The organism is Acinetobacter pseudolwoffii, from assembly GCF_002803605.1.
Classification (GTDB): Bacteria; Pseudomonadota; Gammaproteobacteria; order Pseudomonadales; family Moraxellaceae; genus Acinetobacter; species Acinetobacter pseudolwoffii.
In genome coordinates, this window is sequence record NZ_PHRG01000001.1 from 854,966 (window position 1) to 872,294 (window position 17,329).

The window sequence follows — 17,329 nt, forward strand, 5'->3', positions numbered from 1 at the left end:
GACCACTTAAATAGAGAAATCGACCTAAGCAGTTAGAACGCTTTTCCTATTGTTTTAATGTACCGTCGTCTGTCTGAATAAAAAATGGATAAAAAAAAGCCCGAGTTTAGTCGGGCTTTTTGGCGCTGTAGTTCTTTCTCTTATCATTATTATTTATTGTGTTTTTTATAGCGTTTTACGCTTGTTATTATTTTCAAACATCCTGTTGAAAAATCACCTTCCTTGTGTGGTAGATTTTGCCATATTCTACAAAGACAAGTAGAGGCATTTAGCGTATCTTGCTGTAAGCTATTTCGTACAATAACTAGCCTAAAAGTTGCATAATATTACATTAATACCACTTTATTTAACCTAATTCGCTTAAATCCAGCCATTCCACAACAATATCCAACTTTAGAATTAAGGTAAATATCTAGTATTTTGAAATATAAATTAATTAAATATAAAAAAGCCTTGTAGTCTCTCCCAAAACTACAAGGCTTAGCGGCTGTAAGTTTCCTCTTTTTACTTACCTCACTGTAAGTTCGCTGTCTACTGACATTCTTTTTATAATTATACGATTATGCTCAACTTTCCGTGTTGAGTTATTTTGTATGGCCAATCTTCTCAAAAACTGAGTAAAAGCTCTATGCGGCAATTTCTTGAATCCGTGTAAGCTTTTACCTACAAGATCTGATTATTTTTTGCCAATAAACTAGTAGATTGTTCAAGTATTTTTTGACTTAAACCACTTTTACGTGTGGTTCGTACGCATAAGGCTTGTGTAAAAGCGTCACAATCTACCAATAAACTGACCACTTTTTTAGCACGGGTAATTGCAGTATAAATCAACTCTTTACTTAATAGATTTTGCGCATATTGATCCAGCACCACTGCGGTATGTGCAAATTCTGAACCTTGAGATTTGTGAATGGTCAGTGCAAAAGCGGTTTCTATACTCTTTGGCAAACGGGTGGCCAAGACCCATTTTTCCAGACTCGGAAAATAGACTTCAAACTGGCACTGACCAGACTGCTCACGTAAAAAACAGATGCCAATATCACCATTGGACAAACCCAGTTGATAATCGTTATAGGTCATCATGACCGGCCGCCCGACATACCAGTCACCCTGCTTCAGTTGACCTTGAGCGGCTAAAAAGCGTTGTTCAATCTGTAGATTGATTTTGAATAAGCCCAGATCGCCAGAACGAATCGCAGTTAAAATACGGTAATCATCAAATGATCTCACCACCTGTTGTACATATTGCTCGAAATTATCTAAGCCTTGCTTATTTTTGACAGCCTGTGTATAGGCCTGATAACCATACATCAACTGGTCATAATATTGATTCAATGTAGTGGCCGTCTGTTCAGCACCAGGCGCTAAATATTGCAACTGGAGCTGGTCAATCTCAACCTGATCCAAGGCGATGGCTTGTAATTCACTGGCAGTGACAATCTGCTGCTCAAATTTTTGCAGGACATTGGCAGCTTCATGATGCCGCTGAATAAAATCAGCCATTGCCCCAATCTTGGCCCCTGCTTTAAAACGTCGTGTGGTAATTAAGTTGACCCGATTATCCTGCAAAGTCGCAACCTGTTGCAGATCTGCCAGAACGGTACCGACATCCACAGAAGCCAACTGGTCTGCATCGCCAAGTAAAATCAGACGTGCCTGAGATGGCACAGCGGCCAGCAACATCTGTGACAGACTTAAATCCAGCATCGAGGCTTCATCGACCACAATTACGTCATAGGGCAAAGGCTGTTTGGCATGAAAACGTGGCTGTCCGCGCGTGCCCAATCCCAATAAACGATGCAGGGTCACGGGTTGTAACTGTTGTAGTGCAGCTATTTCAAACTGCTGCAAAGCTTCAGTCTGTAAGGCTTTTTGCAGCGCTTCTTTCATCCGCTGTGCAGCCTTTCCGGTCGGCGCGGCCATGGCAATCCGGATATTCGGCAGCGCGTCATATAAAACTGCAATAATATGCGCCAGCGTATAAGTTTTACCAGTTCCCGGCCCGCCAGTAATAATACTGAAGGCTTGCTCTGCCACCATTTGCAGGGCTTTTTGCTGCTGTGGATCTGAGAGCAGACTGCGGTCACGTGCTGTTAACTCCAGGGCTACAATAGACTGGGTCTTGATTCGTGCTATATGCGTTGCCACTGCCTGTTCCAGCTGCCAGTAGCGGTACAGATATAAATGCTGATCTTCAAACACCAAGGGGGCAATACCCGTGCCTTGCTGAGCATGATCACGCACCAGATTATGCAATAATGCCATTTGTTGAGGGAGCGCTTCAATGCAGCTATCGCCGGCCTGCATCGCCTCAAGCAATTGCTGAATCAGTAATTTTGCTGCCGGATCAAATGTAGCCGAGCTAAATGGAGGCTGACATAAATAGTCAATCCAGGCCATCAAACTGGCGTTTTGTTGCGACACGTGATTCTGCTCATTTTCCACACAGTTATCCTCAAAGTTATCCACAGGATAATTTTCTGTTTAATCTCTATATATTTTATCAGGCAGCAAAATTATGCTGTTTTTTTCTGCTCAAAATAACCCAAAATCTGATCCAGTTTTTCAACGAATTCGATGTCTGGTTGCCAGTGATATACACCTTGTTCCATCTGCCCGTGCATACCGCGTAAATATAAATAGCTTGCGCCGCCCAGATGCTGCTGCATTGAATACGCCTGCATATTTGCGTTCAGATAACGATGCAGGGCCACCAGATACAAGGCTGCCTGCAACCAGTAACTGGACTGGCTCATATTCTGCTGAATCGCCTCAGCGGTATAATGCTGTTGATCTGGGCCGAGAAAGTTACTTTTATAATCGGCAATATGGTAACGCTGACCATCAAAATACACCAGATCGATGGAACCGGTCAGATAACGTGCCGATTTGGCCTCATTAAAATCGCTCATGACCATGTCATGTTCGAGAAAAAGCTGATGGATTTGCCGGATCTGCAAAGGCGCATCGGTCAAGGACAGATAAAAAGGAAATTCTGACAGATACTGTTGATCACCCAGTTGTGCCAAAACAAAATCTGCCTGAATCGGAGTGACCAGAATGTCATGCACCCAGTCATGCATCAGATTGAGTAAAATATCTTCCCTAATTTCATCAAGCAATCCATCTAAAGCAGTATGGAAGATGCTTTCGACATTGAGCTGTTCAGGACTTGCAAGGTGTGCAATCTGGGCCATTTCCTGTTCAAAAAACAGGATAAAGCTGTCATCATCCAGCTCGGTGAAATAACGCTCAAACTGGCTTAAAAAAACCACCAAGGCTGATCGGTCTTGCTGTGCCGATTGAAATAACTGTCGCCATTGTTGACGATAAGCTTCGCTCTGATCATGCAGGCGAATGCCGCTCAGCAATTTATAGTTCAGGCTGGACAAAACGCGTTGCATACTCTGTTGCAACTCATCTGCTTTGAAATTTGCCTGCGCTGCGGCTTGAAAAAGGCTACGCAGATTCACCGCTGCGGCCTGATAATGCGGCGCAAAGGTCTGCTCCAGCACAGTACGCAGTTGAAAGGCCTGTTCGAATTTTTCTTTTAGCTCCTGCCAGATTTGCGGTGCAGTATTTTTAAAACGACGGCGAATTTCCAGATTCCAGTAACTGCTGTCCTGAAAATTGATATGTTCAAAAATACTGTGCAAGAAAGTTCCGGCCACCGTACCTTTGGGGAAATTCAGCTTGATCCAGTCCAGCGGTGTGACAGCCGGCTGATCTGCTAAAGCATCCAGATTGATTTCATCCGCTGCACTATCCGGGTGTTCCTGGGCATTGACCAGATCATCCTGCAAAACTGGCGCATGTGACTGATGTTGCGACAATGCGGTAAAACTGGTTTTGGTGCGTGGATAGAACTGTCGCTCTGGCAAAGGTTGCGCCAGCATGTCGATCTTATGATGGTGTGACTGCTCGACCAGACGTGCCGGTTCCTGAGACAGCGGCTGCTCGACCAGAGATAAAGCATGTTCGAAGATGGCATCGCCCTGGCCACGCCAGAACGCCAAGCCCGAATCGGATTGTGCAGCGTGGTCTTGCAACATGGCATACACCCGATGACTGGCACGGGTCAGCGCCACATACCAAAGCCGGTGATTTTCCGCTGCATTACGCGCTGCATTCTGTAAAATCGCCTGCTCGTGCAAATTCTTATGATTGACCGCAATCACCCGGGATTGTTCTAAAATACTTTCAGACAGTGTGCCACTTAATGAAAAGTTCAAGTTGCCTTTATTCACATCAAAAGCAGCATCTGCGCCCAATAAAAATACCACTTTAAATTCCAGCCCTTTAGAGGCATGGATGGTCATCAGCTGTACCCCATGATCACCAGACAGCTTGCGTTCTTTTTCACTGTCTTTGCCTGAAGAGGACTGTAACTGACGCAAATACCAGTGATAGAGTTTTTGGGCACCCTGATAATATTCACTTTGCTGGCTCAGAATTTCGGTCAGATGACGCAAATTCACCACCACCCGTTCATTATCCAGACTTTGACTGGCCACCAGATGAGTCCAGACCTGAAATAAGTTTAAGGCATAATTCCATGCCGTGAGAAAACCTTTTTCGAACCACATTTCCCGAATTGCATCCAGATCGGCAATATAGCGACTGAGCCCTTCACTCTGCGCCTGTAACTCAATCAGTTTTTTCAGGTTGAAACCCAGCAGGCGGGTCAGTAAGGCACGTTTGACCTTGGATTCATTAAAAGGATCCATGATCGCAGTCAAGACGGCCGCGACATCCTGCGCAATGGCACTGGCAAAAACACTTTGTTTGGATTCTTTATAACAAGGAATACCCATACGCTGTAGGCGCTGCTTGACCTGTTCCAGGGCAAAATGTCCAAACCCCAGCACTGCAATATCATCGGCTTTCAGGCTTTGAATACTGTTCTGCTGCTGAAAATACAACTGCTGTTGAGCAGACTGATTGAGGAGTATACGGATTTTCCAGGCCACCTGATCGGCTTCTACATCCGACTCACCCAACTGAATCCAGCGTAAGGGCTGCGGATTGCAGACAGCGCTATCGATGAGATCCGGATGCGGCCGACTCCCGGCCTGAATCAGGGTGTACTGCACCTGTTCACCAAAATCCATCTGGCGTTGAAATAAAGCATCGACCACTTCGACTAGCGCTTTGACCGAACGATGGTTCTGCATCAGGGTATATTCGCGGCCCTGCTTTTGCCGCACGTCAGCATGTGCCTTGTTATAGGTCAGCATGTCGCCGCCACGGAAACCATAAATCGCCTGTTTCGGATCACCGACCATAATCATGCAGCCGGACTGCACCCGGCTGGCACCCCGCCAGATCTTGGCCAGCAGGTCATCCTGATCCTGATTGGTGTCCTGAAATTCATCCACCAGAATCAGCGGATAACGTGCCTGTACAAACTGGGCAAAGCGCTGGCCTTGTTGTCCTTGCAGTGCTTCTGCCAGTGTGCGGATTTGCTGGGAAAAAGTCGTTTCACCCTGCTGTTGCAGGGTTTGCGGCAAACGAGTTTGCACACTTTGAATAATATGAAATTCCAGATAGGTCGTGAGCTGCTTCAACTGCTCATCCAGATCCTGTTTGACCTCACACAGTGCATCAATTGCCACAATCAGGCTGTGTTGCAAAATCAGCTGCTGCTCCGCTTCCGGACAGCTCTTGTTAAAAACCTGAGTGGTCGGCTGGAAATCAGTTTTTTTACGGCGTAAATGGCACAGATTCAGTAAAATCGGTTGCAATTCTGCATCAAAGAAACTCATGCCACCCTGAGTTTGCAGGGCTGCGCTCCAGGTCATAAAGTTTTCACAAACGTCGGTTAACTTGGTCAAAAAACTCTTGTGAAAATACTTTGGACTTTCCTGACAATAGCGCCGCATGACTTCGAGATCATGCTCATGAATATTCAATAATTGGGTAATACAGGCTTCTAATTTACCTAGATCACATTCAGCCGGCTCGACCTTCTGGAATTGCTGCTTGCTAAAATTCAGAGCATCCCGAACCAGCCCGGTATAATGCTCGACCGGTTTCAGCAGATTCTGCACATACAAATGATTGACCATATATTGTGGCTGCTGCTGAATCCAGTCACGCAGCACATCATGAATCAGTTGCTGGATATATAAATCCTGATCTTCGGTCAGTTCAGCACGTTCAATCTTGCCACTTTCAAAAGCAAATTCACGTAACAGTTTCTGGCTAAAGCTGTCCAGCGTCCCGACAAACAGTTCATCCAGCTGGTTCAGTACCAGACGCAAGCGGCGACGGGCATAGTCCATCCGTGTGCCATAATCTTTCAATACCTGCTGAAATAAAGGATCAGTTTCGCTCTGAATCTTCGCTGCAATTTCCACAGAATTGAGCTGCTGATGACGCTGGATATAGGCCAAAGTTTCTTCGACCCGCAGCCGTACCCGGTTTTTCAGTTCGGCCGTTGCCTTGCGGGTGAAGGTGGTTGCAATCACCTGATGCGGATAATACTGATCCAGAAAAATCCGCACCATCAAACTGGATAAAGTATAGGTCTTGCCGGTGCCTGCCGAGGCCTCAATCCAGTGTAAGCCCCGGAACGTCATGTCCTGAATCGGATTGGTAGAAATGGCTTTTTGCATCTGCTGCTTTAACACGGTCATATTGCTATTTCACCCATTCCAGATGTTGGTGAATCGGCGCATACAGAGCATGGGCGAAATCATGACAGCAGCGCTGCAAGGCCAGATCCGGGTCCTGATCCTGCAAAATAAACTGCCAGTCCTGATGCAACAGGCTGGATTCATCCGAAGCCAAAGGCTTGGCACTTTCATAGCTATTATTCCAGGCTTTTAGCAGTTCCGGCATTTCCACAATGGTCATTTTGCCCTGTTCATTTTCGGCCCACTGCCACTCTTTTTTCATCAACAATTCCGCTGGCAACACCAGCGGCTGCTGTTGACCAATTTCCCAGGCTTTGAACCAGAACTGTAAATATTCTCGCGCTTTAGTTGAACTCAAGCCGGAAAATTTCAGGGTCTTATTACTGAAAATCACAATACGTTCCAGTTCTGGTGAGCGTGCATCATCATTCAGATAAGCCAGCCATAACAGATATTCCAGCCAGATCTGGGCACGGCGTTTTTCCGAGGCCGAAGAAGATTGCAGACTTAACCAGTAACTGCTGTGCGAGGCTTGTGGTACGCTGATATGAATGATCAGTTCAGGACTAAATTGCAAGGATTGCTGGGTCACCGGCGTCAGTTCTTTGCCGAGCTGTAGCAAACGTTCTTGCAACAACTGCTGTTCCTGCTGACTGCTGAGCCAGGTGGCTTGCTGGGTTTTGCCTACTGGCAAACAGTCTAGCATCAAGCTCGGCTCAATCTGCTGATCTTGTTGTAATAGAAAATCCCGCACCTGATATTGTTCCAGCTTGTTTAATAACAAGGGCTCACGGGAACTCGGCAAATCTGCATAGCGAATTGTGGAAATTCCGACACTTTTCAGAAATAAACGTGCCGGGAAAATCATGTCCCGAATCCACTCATCCCCTTTCAGCACCCGTAGTTCTTTTTGTTCAACTGCCGGATAATGCGCATTGATCCAGCTGCTGCGCTTGCCTTCGGCACTTCGGATATATTCTGCCACCGCAAACCACTGATCCCGATAACGCGGTGTTTGCGCATCTGCAAATCCGGCTGGATCAAAAGGCTGCAAGGGATGTACATGATAAAGCTGCTGGATATGTTGGGCGACTGACAGACCATTGATTTCCACCACAGGATCGACTTCGGCATCCGGCTGTTCCGACTGACAGATGAATGCGATATGCTGAATCAGTTCCTGCAAGGCAGTGGATGGATCTCGGGCCTCGCCATCGTCCAGATCAAAGCCATTATAAAACAGCCATAAATTATCCTGCGCCAATAGTAAGGCATCCAGAAAAGCACCCTGCTCATCATCCAGACGCGAACGATCGCCGAGTTGCGGCTTCAGGCTGCGCATCAGATCAAACGGCACCTGCTGATTCCGGCTCGGAAACTTACCGCTATCCAGATTCAGCATCACCACCAGCTGATAAGGGAGTGGCCGGATCTGGCCAATCTGGCTAAAAGTGATCTGTCCGGTTGGTTCGGCCTGATCCAGCTGCATTTCTAGCGTATTCTGAATTTCTTCCAGCACATAAGGCAAAGGCAAACTCAGTGCCACCAGCTCCTGACTGGCATGTGAATCATCCTGCTCATGATAATCGGCCAGGGTCAGCATCCGCATCTGCTTGTCGATAATCTCGGCCACAGTTTTGAGCGATTCCACCCCGGCATCACGAAATTCATTCAGATCGGCGCGCAAATATTCCAGCCAGGTTTTCACCGGCGTGCGCTGTCCGGTCTCATGCAAAGTCAGCCAGTCACGGCGCTGCACCAGATCCTGATAAATCTGGATCAGGGTTGAAATCAACGGGAAATCACTGGTCAGAACCTTGGCATAACTCAAGGTATCCTCAAACATTGTATGTTCAGGAATGGCCAGGCCCAAAGCCAGACGGTCTAGCGCGAATTTAAAACTAAAACGGTAATCATCATCGCCTGCGCTCAGGCTTTGCTGTAAATGCTGCTGGTCCAGACCGCGCTTGAAGCCAGCCTCCGTCAGCAACTGCAACATCCGTTCTACCTGACTATAGTCCAGAGCATAACGTTGCTGGGTGGCATTCAGGCTGAGCCAGTCGGCAAAGTCCTCAATACTGAAACGGCGACGTACCCACTGGATCCGGCCCAGTACCGCGCGCCAGGCATTGCTAACATCCAGACGCGACACCCCGGCAATCTGGATCGGTAAATACAGGTTATCTTTCTGCAACCGTTGGCTGCCGATCTCACGCTCACGTGGTGGCGGGGCAAAGACACTGCGAATCGCCGGTTCCAGTTCTTTCAGATTCGGACTCAGCACCAGAATGTCGCTCGGTTGCCGTGGCTGCTGTTCCGTGCCTTGTGCCAGCCAGTGAATGAGCTGTTCTTTGAGTACTTCCAGCTGACGCAACGAGGAATGACAGACATGAATCTGCACCGAATCATCGGCCGGACTTAAAGCATATTGATGCTGTTCAGGTTCGAGTAAATATAAAATATCTGACTGGATTTTTGCCAGCAGCTTGTCCTGATAGTCATCGACAAAAACATCGGCCCAGAGACCTTCTTCTCCAGAAGACAGTTTGGAGAGTAAAGAGAAATGATCCCGCGCCTGCTTGCCAAATCGGGTCAACAGCGGATGCCGCGATTCACGATCTTCGGCATTAAAGTTAAGCTGCTTGATTCGAAATTCTTTCAGTTCAGCATCATTCGGTTTACGTTGGCGAGTTTTTTCAAAGCGCTGAATAAAGCGCTCTTCCCGTTGCAGATCAAATTTGGCTTTCCAGTCCGGATCGACACTGTCGGCCCAGTATTCCTGCGAGGGGTTAAAATGAAAGATATAAATGTCTATGTATTGCCCCAGCCGGCGTAAAAAGTCCAGCTGGCTGGGCGGAAGTTCCAGCAGGCTAAATACCACTATCTGTGCCGGCAAGCGTTTCAGGGCTTCGCTTCGTGTTTCCGGATTCTCCAGCCGTTCCCAATACAGGCGCTCAATCTCCAGAATTTTGGCATAATCCTCCTGAAATACATGCTGCCACAACCAGCGTTGCCAGGCTTCCAGCTCACGCGCCTGAATTTTGACGAAATCGGCCACCTGCATTTCGTGACCATTTTCATCTTTGGGACTATAGATCATCTGCTCGGTATCCAACGCAACATCCTGTCCCCAGGCCTCTAGCCAGTTGGTCGGGCAGCTGCAGCTTTGCGGTGGACAGTTACGTGCACAATAGCCGCGATAATCCATATAATGGCTGAACAAGCGCGATACCTGTTCGGCCACCCAGTACAGCATGCTCTGTTTTTTCAGCTGTTTTTCTGTGCCCTGTTCCAGCCGGTCGGCACTGTCGTAAATCCGCTTTACAATTGAATACAGCGGATGATCGACGTCTAAGGGAATCTGTTCTGGCAGAATACATTTGCGCAGTGCCTGAAACACGCGCCATTTGATGATAATACGCGGAATATTGGCTTCTCGAACCTGTTCGACTTCTTTAGGCGCATTCAGCACCCACTGATAAGACGTCCACTGAAACGCACGAATTCGGTGATGGAACTGGCTATTGGCACTGATGCCTTTCTTCTCGGCAATTTTTTGAGTCAACCAGCTTTCTACGGCCGGAGACGGCACAATAAAATGCCGGGGCTGTAACACTTCAAACGGATGCCGGGCAGTTTGATTGACAATACGCAGCATACTATCCAAAAGCACATCAATGCGTTGACTCTGAATAACATGGATTGCCATCGTTTCCCCTGAACTGCTGAACTAGTTTTACTACAAAATGATAAAGATTACTTACTATACATCTCGAGCGCTGTATGACACTTTAAAACCACACTTCAGTCGAAAAATTTCTTTGAAAAAAGCATCTTAATGATGCTTGCATAGAAAAAAACAACATAGAGCTTAGGTAGTGCCCATGAAATTAGATAAAATTCCTGAACGTATCGATCCAAGCTTAGATTTGGAAAAAATTCGTGCCGAGTGCCTGGAACTCACCAAAAAACGTGCCTACTATTCTGCGGGTGCCGCCATTATTCCAGTGCCGTTTATGGATGTCGTCATTGACATCGGCATCTTGTCGCAATTGATTCCCGAGATCAATGCCCGCTTCGGACTGGCGCCTGATCAGATCAGTGTCTATGATCCCAAAACCCGTCAGGTGCACTGGAATGAGCTGCGTAAACGCGGCGTAGAATTTTCTGGTCTGGTGGTCGCGCGAACTGCTGTCAAAAAATCTTTGAACAATGTTGCAGCGAAAGTGATCACAAAGCAAGTGACAAAATTCATTCCCCTGGGTGGTCAATTGATTGCCGCCAGTCTGGGCTATTTTGTCATGAAAAAAATTGCCGAAGCCCATGTCGAGGAATGCTACCGTGCGGCTAAAAATATCCAGCAAAAACAGGTCGCTCAAGGTTAAGCACATTTGAGCTCAATATTTTAAACAGCTGAGCCCGTGCTACTTCAGGCAGATTATTCTGCCTGAAGCTGTTTTAAAATGGCCTTTAACACCTCGACCCGTGCGGTATTTTTATCATCGGTCGCAATGATATGCCAAGGTGCATAATCGGTCGAGCTACGTTCAAACATGTCGGCTGCTGCTTTCAGATAATCATCCCAACGTTCCCGGTTACGCCAGTCATCCTCAGTAATTTTAAAACGCTTATGCGGTGTATCTTCGCGTGCCTTGAAACGTGCAGCCTGTTCATCTTTGGAAATGGCCAGCCACAGCTTGATCACCACGGTTTGATGCTTGACCAGACTTTGCTCAAAACGGTTAATTTCCGCATACGCACGTTGCCATTCTGCGGCACTGGCAAAACCTTCTATCCGCTCTACCAGTACCCGCCCATACCAGGAACGGTCAAAAATACAGATATCATCATCGCTTTGCAGTTTGGTCCAGAAGCGCCATAAATAGGGACGGCTCAGCTCATATTTCTCTGGTGCGGCAATGGTATGAATTTCATATTCACGCGGATCCAGTTTTTTCACAATGCGCTTGATCGCGCCGCCCTTTCCAGCCGCATCCATGCCCTCAAACAGAATCACCACATTCCGCGGATCGGACCGCATCGCCTTGGCCACCTTAGCCGTTAATTTTTTCAGCTCCGGCTTGTAATCCTCTGCCTTGGCTCGAGTTTTGGCAGGATGTTTTAACAGTTTGGGAGTCTTGGCCTGTTTCCATCGTCCACTGGCTCTGGCCGGATGATTGGGGCAATGCTTGAGAGCACCCAGAATATGCTGGGCAAATTGCTGGTCACGCTGCTGTTCATCTTCACCCTCAATAATGAACCAGTCTTCGGTAAAATGCTGACGCAAGTGCTGCAAGGTGTCGTACTGTTTTCTGTTGCGCCAGTCCAGACCATGCAGCTGATGCCAGTGCGCTTCACTCGGATCCATGGCATCCAGCCGTTTTTGCAGGGCTTTCCAGGACAGGTCAAACCAGACCTTGACCACATCGACATGATTATTTTTTAGGTCCTGTTCAAAGGCTTGCATCTCTTGCAGATAATGATTGAACTGTGCATTAGTGATCGGATCTGAAGCTTGCATGGCGCTGCTCAGCAGGTCGCTGTACCAGTTGCCAAACAAGACCATGATCTGTCCTTCGGCTGGAATAAAACGTGCATAAGGTTGCCACAAGGTCTGCTTCGGGCCGGCTAGCTGAGGCTTATCGGCTTTCACACGCAAATAGCGCGGATCGACCCATTCACGTAACTGTTTAACCGCTTCACCCTTGCCGGCTAGCTCAATGCCATTCACCAGAATCACCAGACTTTTGGCATTTTTCTGGCCCCGGGTCTTTTTTAAATTATATTGAGCATCAATCAGCTCGACAGACAGCTGATCTTCATCCATTAACTGAAATTGTGGTTGTTCCATACGCATCTTCAACCCTGATCTTTTATTCTGTTTGCAGTATAGCGAGGAGTTTCAGCGCAAAAATAGTTCTGGCAACGTTTTTCACACGATTAAATTGGCTATTTAAACAACAGATTGACATACAAATGCCCGATCTCTGTTCAATTTGTCATAGCAGGATTGTCCGGCAGCCTCTAAGATTCTTGCATCCTCCAATGATAATTGAAGCCTCATGTCCAAACTTGCCGTACTCGACGATCTGTTAGCGCATTATTATCAACTGGCTTATCATACCCGGCCTGACATTTTAAGCCGTTTACAGGATGTGCAGGCCTGGCAGAAAGTCCGCATGCAGCGTACCCATCGCGTCCATTTTGCTGAAAAACAAAACCAACTGATGTCCGAGTATTTCCTGAACCGTCTCTACGGCGGCGCTGACTTTGATGCGCTGGCAGAACAGATTGCCCGGCTGATGAAATATGCGCATAAAGCAGAAAAAGTTATTCCGGAAAATGCCATTAAAACCGGCACCTCAGGCGTAGAGCTGGCTATTCTGGCGGTACAGCTGGATGAACAGGTCGCGATTCAGTTATTAGAGGATTATCATCCACATGAACCGCTGACTGACGAGATGATGCGCCTGACCTATCTCAAACTGGATCAGGGTGAAGCACGCTTGAAACAGTTGGCTCTGCTGGATCAGCTCGGCATGAGTCTGGATAAATATATGCGTTCCTTTGTGGTCTATACCGCTTTTAAAATGTGTAAGGGCGCGGCGAATAAATATAACTTTCAGGTGATGTATGAATTTATGCAGGATGGTTTTCTGGCGATGAAGCCGCTCAAATCGGCAGAAAAATTTGTCCGTGAATTTACCGCAACCGAACGCCAGATTATTGAGAAAGTGCATTCTGGCGATGCGTTGCCATTTCAATAAATAGTAGTGCAGTATTTCTGCCAAGCGCACATTTTTCTGTATATTATTCATAACAATTGCATCATGATTGCTGAATAAGCCTTTAGAATCTGTCATGATGCAGACAATGCAAGATTAACCCGATTGATATGTTAGGAGTGACTCCAATGTCGAATGAAAATACAACGCCTACCCCTACCCCTGAGTCGGCACAACAGACAGACAAAGTGAGCCCATTCTTAACTGAACCTCTTCCACAAGGTACGCCGCAAGGTCAGCAACAATCCCTCGAACAACGCCTGACTGATACGCCAGTCACAGGCTCGGTGCCGAAATATAACCTGCCACGCGGTGCCAATACCGGCAACGTGGGTTCAACCACACATTTTGGTTATCAAACCGTAAACAGCGAAGAAAAGGCCCAGAAAGTGGCTGAAGTGTTCCATTCGGTGGCCAGCAAATACGACATCATGAATGACCTGATGTCTTTCGGGATTCACCGTCTGTGGAAACGTTTTGCAATCAATATGTCCGGTGTACGCCGTGGCCAGCAGGTGCTGGATATTGCCGGCGGTACCGGTGACCTGGCCAAAGTGTTTAGCCGTGAAGTGGGCCCGACCGGTCATGTGGTGCTGTCTGATATTAACGAATCGATGCTGAATGTCGGTCGTGACCGTCTGATCGATGCCGGCTGTACCAATGTCGATTTCGTACTGGCCAATGCTGAAACCTTAGAACCATTTGCAGACAACAGTTTTGATCTTTTGACGATTTCTTTCGGTCTGCGTAACGTGACCGATAAAGATGCCGCACTTGCATCGATGTATCGCGTACTCAAGCCAGGTGGTCGTTTACTGGTGCTGGAATTCTCTAAACCGGTGTTTGAGCCATTCTCTAAGCTTTACGATCTGTACTCATTCACAGCCTTGCCAATCATGGGTAAAATCATTGCCAATGATTCTGAAAGCTATAAATATCTGGCTGAATCGATTCGTATGCATCCAGACCAGCGCACCTTAAAAGGCATGATGGAAAATGCCGGCTTCCAGAATTGTGACTATCACAACCTGACTGGCGGGATTGTTGCAGTTCACCGCGGTTTTAAACTTTAAGGTTCACTCCCTATGTGGTCAATTCTGGCACTCGGTGCTGTTGAACGCGTGATTCACCATGTGATTGATCTGGATGCGATTACCCGCATCCAGCTAAATGCTTTGTCTGGTAAAATGCTGCGGGTGGTGATTGCTTCGCCGCAGCTTTCGGTCGATGTGTTTTTTGATAAAGACAAGCTTCGTCTGGAGCCGACCGCGACTGGTCATAGTGAAGCATCTTCAATCTTTGAACAGCGTCCATTTGATGCTGGCTCATCTACAGTCACCGAAGCGACTGCAACCTTGCAGGTCAGCAATGTGGTGGAATTACTCAAGCTGCTGCTGTCCGATGAAGTCGGCAATATTCCACTGCAAGGTGACTACAAGTTATTGCAGGAAATCCAGCGCATCATGCAACAGGCAGAGCTGGATCTGGCGGCGCACTTAAGTCCCTGGATTGGCCCGGCACTGGCACATGAAATTGGTAAATTTCAGCTATTACCCAAACAGCTGAAACGTACCCTGCAAAGTCAGCTATTCTTTGCCGAAGATGCCTTAAAAGAAGACAGTGGTCTGTTTGCCCCACGCTGGCAAATGGATGACCTGAATCAGGACACCCGTATCCTGAATCAAAATCTAGATCGGGTTGAAGCGAAAATCCAGCAGCTTCAGGCCCAGATCGATACCTCAAACAATTCTACTCAAGACTAGGTACGCTGCTTTATGATTCCGCATGTTTCACGTTTACTCGAACTTTGGCGCATCGCCGCGCACTATCGACTCGATACGTTGTTTCCTGCGGAAGAATTACCAGAAAAGGCCCGGCATATTCTGTCTTTGATCCGTATGCATCCGGCCGCCTGGTCCAGTCGTGAACGTAAGAATCCACTCAAGCTGAAACTGGCGCTAGAGGAAATGGGACCGCTGGCCATCAAAATGGGCCAGCTGCTCTCCACTCGTCGCGACCTGATTGCACCTGAACTGTTACAGCAACTGGTTTTGCTGCAAGATCAGGTCAAGCCCTTTGACAATGACGTGGCGCGGATGCGCATTCAGGAATCGCTGAAAGCCGATGTAAATACCCTGTTTGCCCGTTTTGATGTGCAACCACTCGCAGCAGCCTCGATTGCACAGGTGCATACCGCAGCCCTGCACGATGGTCGTGAAGTGGTGGTCAAGGTGACCCGTCCGAATATTCGCCAGCAGATTTTGCAGGATTTTGAAATTCTGCAATGGCTGGGGGACTTTTTGGAAAAACGTCTCGAAGCTGCACGTGCTTTACATTTGTCTGAAATTATTCAGGATTATCGTCAGATCATTTTGAATGAACTGGACCTGACCCTGGAAGCGGACAATACCCGCCGTATGCGCCATCACTTTACCGGCTCCAGCATGATGTACGTGCCGGAAGTGTATATGGACAGCAAAGATGTGCTGGTGGCCGAGCGCATTACCGGAGTGCCAATTTCAGATATCGCGACCTTTGACCGACTCGGCATGGATCGTGCTGATCTGGCACGTAAAGGCCTGACTATTTTCTTTACCCAGGTCTTTCGCGATAACTTTTTCCATGCCGACATGCATCCGGGCAATGTTTTTGTCGAAACCATCAATCCGAGTAATCCGCGTTTTATTGCGCTGGACTGCGCGATTATGGGCGAGCTGTCTAAGCATGACCAGATGACCGTAGCACGCATGCTGCTGGCTGTCATGAACAGCGACTTCATGCAACTGATTCAGGTGGTGCATCAAGCTGGCTGGATTCCACCGGGTACCGATCAGGATGCTTTGGCTCGTGAAATGCGCCGCAGTGTCGGGCCGATGGTCTCTAAACCAATGCATGAACTGGATTTCGCCGGTATTCTGATTGAAGTGATGGACATTGCCCGTCGTTTCCATCTGGAAATTCCACCGCAACTGATGCTGCTACTCAAAACACTAGTGCATGTCGAAGGCTTGGGAACCGACCTGTATCCGGAACTGGATATCTGGAGTCTGGCCAAACCGATCCTGACGGACTGGATCAAGGCGCAGATGAATCCGCAAAAGAACCTGAAAGAACTGGGACAAAAAATTCCGGATCTGCTATTAGGGGCACAGGATCTACCAACCTTGATGATTGATAGCCTGAACGGTCTGAAAAACCAGTCAGCCTGGCATGCCAAACAGCTCAATGAACTGCAAAGCATGCGCCTGCAAATGGAACTTCAGCAAAAACGTAGCTGGATGTTTGGCAGTATCATGGCCATTCTGCTGTCGATTGCGATTATTTCACCATGGTTTGTGTCGGTGCTTCTGATTGTGCTGGTGAGCGTTCTGGCAGTCTGGCGAATTTCGAAATAATTTTTTAAATAGCCTGATTCGTCAGGCTTTTTTATGCTTAAATTATTGAAAAAATAAAACAAGAATATCCAAATGAAATATAGTTTTTTATGCGCACTGTATCGCCAGAATAGACAAAAAACCTTTCTCACTGCACTACTTTACAGCTTCCCAACATGGATAGATATTTTTTTCTATATCAACCAAACAGCCCATTGGCTTGCATGGTCCCCTGCTGCCAATACCACATTCTACCGCCTGATTCATAGTGACTATTTCTGGCTCATTGTCAGCTTTAACCTGCTTCCGTTGTTATTTCTATTCTGTCTACGACAAACACAGCTAATACTAGCTTTAAAAATATGGATAGGTATTGCAGGTAGTTTGTTTCTAATTCATGCTTTTTACTGGCCAAGCTATCCTATAACCACGCTTTTGATTATTTCATTTAATCTACCTTTTTTAAATTTACGCAATAAAGAACTCATGCACACTTACATCAACCCGATGCCATGACTCTCAAGTCACCTTA

Annotated in this window: 10 protein-coding genes; 6 read left to right on the forward strand and 4 right to left on the reverse strand. The window is 47.2% G+C overall.

The window, feature by feature from the left end; all coding sequences use genetic code 11:
• Positions 1-663 precede the first annotated feature (663 nt).
• From recD to CWI32_RS03985, 3 genes are all read right to left on the reverse strand, one after another.
• Positions 664-2,445 carry an exodeoxyribonuclease V subunit alpha gene (gene recD, locus CWI32_RS03975; RefSeq protein ID WP_100534678.1) on the reverse strand — a complete coding sequence of 594 codons (1,782 nt, stop codon included), beginning with the start codon at positions 2,443-2,445 and terminating at the stop codon, positions 664-666.
• 71 nt (positions 2,446-2,516) lie between these two features.
• Positions 2,517-6,638 (reverse strand): UvrD-helicase domain-containing protein, encoded by a 4,122-nt coding sequence (locus tag CWI32_RS03980; RefSeq protein ID WP_100534679.1) that lies wholly within the window; start codon positions 6,636-6,638, stop codon positions 2,517-2,519.
• Positions 6,639-6,642: 4 nt separating this feature from the next.
• Entirely contained in the window at positions 6,643-10,347 is a 3,705-nt protein-coding gene (locus CWI32_RS03985) for an exodeoxyribonuclease V subunit gamma (RefSeq protein WP_100534680.1), read from the reverse strand.
• Between the two features lie 175 nt (positions 10,348-10,522).
• On the opposite strand from CWI32_RS03985, the gene CWI32_RS03990 reads away from it, so the two are divergent.
• On the forward strand, positions 10,523-11,023 hold the full coding sequence (locus tag CWI32_RS03990; RefSeq protein ID WP_100534681.1) for a hypothetical protein: 501 nt from the start codon (positions 10,523-10,525) through the stop codon (positions 11,021-11,023).
• Positions 11,024-11,076: 53 nt separating this feature from the next.
• Here CWI32_RS03990 and pap read toward each other — a convergent pair whose 3' ends face one another.
• The gene (gene pap / locus CWI32_RS03995) at positions 11,077-12,495 is read right to left on the reverse strand and encodes a polyphosphate:AMP phosphotransferase (protein WP_100534682.1); all 1,419 of its coding nucleotides are present in this window, start codon (positions 12,493-12,495) and stop codon (positions 11,077-11,079) included.
• Positions 12,496-12,700: 205 nt separating this feature from the next.
• Between pap and CWI32_RS04000 the strand changes: the two genes are divergently transcribed.
• The 5 genes from CWI32_RS04000 (at position 12,701) to CWI32_RS04020 (ending at position 17,313) form a co-directional block, all read left to right on the forward strand.
• Positions 12,701-13,405, forward strand: coding sequence for a DUF8198 family protein (locus CWI32_RS04000; protein WP_100534683.1), 705 nt, complete (start codon positions 12,701-12,703; stop codon positions 13,403-13,405).
• A gap of 146 nt (positions 13,406-13,551) precedes the next feature.
• On the forward strand, positions 13,552-14,496 hold the full coding sequence (gene ubiE, locus CWI32_RS04005; RefSeq protein ID WP_005095322.1) for a bifunctional demethylmenaquinone methyltransferase/2-methoxy-6-polyprenyl-1,4-benzoquinol methylase UbiE: 945 nt from the start codon (positions 13,552-13,554) through the stop codon (positions 14,494-14,496).
• Between the two features lie 12 nt (positions 14,497-14,508).
• The gene (locus tag CWI32_RS04010) at positions 14,509-15,186 is read left to right on the forward strand and encodes a ubiquinone biosynthesis accessory factor UbiJ (protein ID WP_005095321.1); all 678 of its coding nucleotides are present in this window, start codon (positions 14,509-14,511) and stop codon (positions 15,184-15,186) included.
• A gap of 12 nt (positions 15,187-15,198) precedes the next feature.
• Positions 15,199-16,818, forward strand: a complete 1,620-nt coding sequence (locus tag CWI32_RS04015; protein WP_100534684.1) for an ABC1 kinase family protein — start codon at positions 15,199-15,201, stop codon at positions 16,816-16,818.
• 72 nt (positions 16,819-16,890) lie between these two features.
• Positions 16,891-17,313, forward strand: a complete 423-nt coding sequence (locus CWI32_RS04020) for a hypothetical protein (RefSeq protein WP_100534685.1) — start codon at positions 16,891-16,893, stop codon at positions 17,311-17,313.
• Positions 17,314-17,329 lie beyond the last annotated feature (16 nt).